Origin of the sequence: Rhodopirellula maiorica SM1 (assembly GCF_000346295.1) — a bacterium.
In the GTDB taxonomy this organism is placed as follows: Bacteria; Planctomycetota; Planctomycetia; order Pirellulales; family Pirellulaceae; genus Novipirellula; species Novipirellula maiorica.
Window position 1 is genome coordinate 1 of sequence record NZ_ANOG01000056.1, and the last position, 4564, is coordinate 4564.

Annotated in this window: 5 protein-coding genes; all 5 read left to right on the forward strand. The window is 53.8% G+C overall.

Going from position 1 to position 4564, the window contains the following annotated elements:
* Positions 1-35 precede the first annotated feature (35 nt).
* Positions 36-1478 carry a quinol:electron acceptor oxidoreductase subunit ActD gene (locus RMSM_RS01790; RefSeq protein WP_008690672.1) on the forward strand — a complete coding sequence of 481 codons (1443 nt, stop codon included), beginning with the start codon at positions 36-38 and terminating at the stop codon, positions 1476-1478.
* 91 nt (positions 1479-1569) lie between these two features.
* Positions 1570-2841: a hypothetical protein gene (locus RMSM_RS01795; RefSeq protein ID WP_040763575.1), complete on the forward strand. Its 1272-nt coding sequence runs from the start codon at positions 1570-1572 to the stop codon at positions 2839-2841.
* A 76-nt stretch (positions 2842-2917) separates the two neighbouring features.
* Complete coding sequence (locus tag RMSM_RS01800; protein WP_008690676.1) at positions 2918-3265, forward strand: hypothetical protein; 348 nt, start codon at positions 2918-2920, stop codon at positions 3263-3265.
* The gene (locus tag RMSM_RS01805; protein ID WP_008690677.1) at positions 3237-4220 is read left to right on the forward strand and encodes an SCO family protein; all 984 of its coding nucleotides are present in this window, start codon (positions 3237-3239) and stop codon (positions 4218-4220) included. The genes RMSM_RS01800 and RMSM_RS01805 overlap by 29 nt, the downstream gene beginning before the upstream one ends.
* 94 nt (positions 4221-4314) lie before the next feature.
* A partial coding sequence (locus RMSM_RS01810) for a cytochrome c oxidase subunit II transmembrane domain-containing protein (protein ID WP_008690679.1) occupies positions 4315-4564 on the forward strand: 250 nt, incomplete at its 3' end.

Consider the following 4564-nt stretch of genomic DNA (forward strand, 5'->3'; position numbering starts at 1 on the left):
CATTCATCATCGATAGCGAATGTCAGACGGTAAGTATGTCAGACGATAAAAACGAAAAGAAGATTCACGGGATTGTCGCCGAGTTCACATCGGTCGATACGCTACTAGCCGCTTGTCGGCGAGTTCGTGATGCCGGCTACACCAAAACCGACGCCTACACTCCCTTTGCGGTTCACGGAATCGACAAAGCCTTGGGAATCAAGCCGACCGTTTTGCCGTGGTTGGCGTTGGCCGGTGGATTGACCGGAACCTGCACTGCGTTGGCGATGCAGATCTGGATGAATGGTCTTAACTATCCCTACATCATCTCGGGCAAACCTTACGTATTGTCGTTGCCAGCGTTCATTCCGGTGGCGTTCGAGTTGACGATTCTGTTTGCGTCGTTCTGCACGTTCTTTGGAATGTGGGCACTCAACGGGCTGCCGCGATTCAGCAATCCGATCTTCACCGATCCACGTTTTGACCGCGTCACCGACGATCGCTTCTTCCTGTACATCGATTCCAAAGACAAGAGCTTTGACGCCAAAGGTGTCGAGAAATTGCTGGGCGAAACGGGAACCGAATACATCAATACCGTCGTCGACGATGACTCGCCGACCACGATTCCGAGGTTCCTGATTGTTGGTCTGTGCATTCTGATTGGCTTGTCGATCATCCCCGCGTTGATCGTCGCCAAGATGCGAGTCACCACCAGCAGCCAGCCACGATTCCACATCTTCCCCGATATGGATTTCTCACCCGCTCGTGATGCTCAACAAACGACCACGCTGTTTGCGGACAATCGTGCGATGCGTCCCGATGTTCCTGGCACGGTGGCCCGCGGCCAAATGGACGCCGACCTAAACTTTTTGACTGGGATCGACATGGAGAAATTTGCCCAAGTCGATTCGCAGCGTGCTGAACACTTGGTGCGAACTTACTTGACGCCATTGGCAGCCGAAGGCGAAGAACCTGCTGCCGAAGCGACTCCGCCAGCCGAAAAGAGCATCATGGAAACGACGCCGTGGCTTGAGCAAAACCCGATTGAAATTTCCGATGCGGTCGTTCGCCAAGGCCAACAGCAGTTCAACATCTACTGCTCGGTGTGCCACGGCATGGACGGACGCGGCAACGGTTTGGTGAACCAACGCGCTCAAAAGATTATGGCTGCGACTTGGGTTCCGCCATCATCGCTGCACCAAGACGTGCTGTACGCCGACCAATATCCTGATGGCAAGCTGTTCAACACGATCAGCAACGGGATCCGCAAAATGCCTGGTTACGCCGGACAGATCACAGCCAAAGACCGCTGGGCGATCGTGACCTACGTTCGCGCTCTGCAGAAGAGCCAGAACGCTTCGATGGACTTGGTGCCTGCCAGCGAGAAATCGAAGGTCGAAAAGCAAAAAAACAAAGTCGACAAGCAGCTTGCCGAAGCTGCTGAAGCAGAACGCAAGAAAGAAGAAGAGCGAGCCGCGAAGGCCGCCGCCAATAAATAGTTCGATCGCCCCCCCGCGTTCGATGCCCGAAGCCAACTTGGCTTCACCCTCAAAATTTTCACATCATTTCAATCCTACTGCTGAACTACAGATGTCCAAGCACGCACCGGCCATCAAACCGGCTGACGACCCAGCCTTCAAATTGCCAGCCTCCCTGTCGGCACTCAGCCTTCCGCTTTGTATTGGCGGTGTGTTGGTGCTGATCGTAGGCTGGTTGATTGCAACTTTTGGCGTTGATCAACCCAAATTTGGCATGTCGGCCTACCTGACTGCGTTCATGTACTGCTTGACGCTTGTGCTTGGATCATTGTTTTTTGTGATGATCCAGCACTTGGTTCGAGCCGGTTGGAGCACCGTGCTTCGCCGGATTGCCGAATTGGTAATGATCATGATCATCCCGATGGCGGTCCTGTTCCTACCGATCGTGGTTACGCTATGGACCACCGACGCAGCTCTTTACCGCTGGGACAGTCCGACATTCGCGCAGGACAACCACCTCGACCCAGCGATGTGGGAGAACAAGACGATGTGGCTTTCGCAAGATTGGTTCACCGTCCGAGCCTGCATTTACTTTGCGATTTGGATCGGATTGGCCGTCTATTATTTCCGCGGCAGCGTCGAACAGGACGAAACCGGCGAGCGTGCTGCGACCGACCGCATGCAATTCTGGAGCGGCCCGGCCGTAATGTTGTACTGCGGCAGCATGACCTTTGCGATGTTCGACTGGGTGATGAGTCTGGCACCGATGTGGTTCTCGACCATGTTCGGCGTCTACCTGTTTGCCGGTTCGATTTTGTCAGCACACTGCATCCTGGCCGTTGCCGCCTACTTGCTGCAGCAGGCCGGTGCGATGCGGGACGAAGTGACGGTCGAACACTACCATGACCTGGGCAAACTGATCTTCGGTTTCGTCACCTTTTGGACCTACATCTCGTTCAGCCAATACCTGCTGATCTGGTATGCGAACATTCCTGAGGAAACGGAGTGGTTGTACCACCGTCAATTGGGAACCTGGGGCAGCTTGTCGCTAGTGTTGGTTTTTTTGCACTGGATGTTGCCATTTCTCGGTACGATGAGCATGTATGTACGTCGCCGCCCGCGATGGGTGTTCTTCTGGGCGTTTTACGTCCTGGTCATGCACTATGTTGATATTTACTGGATGGTGATGCCCGAGGCGCATGCAGGTGTCCCCGGAGCTCATGGCAGTGCCGGCGGAGCTCTCGGCGTGGTCGCGAGTGTGTTGTGCGTGCTGGGAATGGTCGCCTTGATGGTCGGTCTGGTCCTTCGCGTCGCCAGCCAAACACGAATTGTTGCGGTTCGCGACCCACGGTTGGCCGAATCGATTGCCTTTGAAAATATTTAGTCGACCGATCCTCCCCGATCGATCCCGACACCCTTATTTACACGCATTAAACGCTTGAAACAGATTTAGAATAGTTATGGCCCAATACGATGACTTAAATGTGAGCCGCATTTTCACTGTCGGAGTGATCTCGGTGGTCGTTACTGCGGTTACCGCTTTGGCGGTCCAAGTGTTTTACTTTTCAATCTCGCAGTGGCACTTGGAAGCCAAGAGCGCGATGGGCAGCTACCAACGCCAAAACGAAGTCCTCAGCGAACAAGCAGAGCGAATTTCGGTTTACGGCGTCGACGAAGAAACCGGCAAGATCACGATCCCAATCGACAAAGCAATTGAGCTTGTCGTGGCCGAAAGCAAGAACGAAGAAAAACAGAACGACGCAGAGAAAAAAGCATCGAATGACCAAGTTGATCCAAGCCAAGCGTAGGTTTTCCGGCGGCCAATGGGCAGTCAGCAAACCACGAACCAGCGGCGTCATCCTCGCGATGATGCTGGGGATGATCGGCTTGTGCGCCACCGCCTCCACGGTGACGGCTCAGGACGGCGGGGTACGCGAAGGCGCCCCGGTCACAAACAATTTGCTGCCGTTGGAAGCTCGCGGGATCACCGTCGAACAAAAACTAGGCGACCTTGTCCCGCTCGATCTACCCCTGCTTGATTCGTTTGGAAGAAAAACAAAAACCGGATACTACATTGATAGCAAACGACCGACGATTATTACGCTGAACTACAGCAATTGCCCGATGCTGTGCAATATCCAGCTCAATCGTTTGGCTGATTCGCTCAACAAACTCGAACTCAAGGTTGGCGAAGACTTTCAGATTTTGACGGTCAGCATCGACCCTAAAGAGACGACGGAACGCGTTCGCGAAACGAAACAAAAATACATCGAACAACTGACGAATCACCCCAAAGCCGCCGAGGGCTGGGAGTTTTGCACCGCAAAACAACCCGTGATCACCAAATTGGCCGATGTGCTCGGGTTTCGTTACCGATACGACGCACGAAGCAAAGAATACAACCATCCCGCGATGCTCGCGTTCATCTCGCCCGAGGGTGTGATCTCGCGTTATTCGCTGGCAATCGACTTTCCCACCGACCAACTGAAACTCGCACTTGTCGAAGCGGGCGAAGGAACGGTGGGATCCCCCGTCGACCAATTTATCCAGTGGTGTTACAGCTACGACCCTGATTCCAACAGTTACACCTGGCACGCCTGGCGACTGATGCGACTCGGCGGAGCCGCGATGATCGGATTGATGCTCGCTTGCTTGGCGCCCTATTGGCTAGGTCGCAAAGGAGGTGTAGCGGTCGTTCCTGAGGACGCTGAATCGATGGCGACTGGAAACGAAGACGAACAAGACGTAAAGACAGAACCGTAACCTCGATTGCCAACAATCGAGAAATCGCCGGAGCGAACGCGAAGAAACCGGCTTGAACCCAAATTTTATTTTGCAACTGACTAACAGATAAACGATGGCTATGTTACCTGCCGCATTTTCTCTGCTGAGCGATTACACCGAAGACTACGCTTGGTTCCCGGATTCCGCGTCGACGTTCGCTGCAGATTCGGATTGGCTTTATTATGCCATTACCGCTGTCTGTATCTTCTTCTTCATCCCGATCTCAATCTGCTTGTTCTACTTTGCCGCAAAGTACCGCAAGCCGAAGGGAGCGAAGGCGGAAAGCCAAGTCTCGCACAACACCCCGATTGAATTGTTGTGGT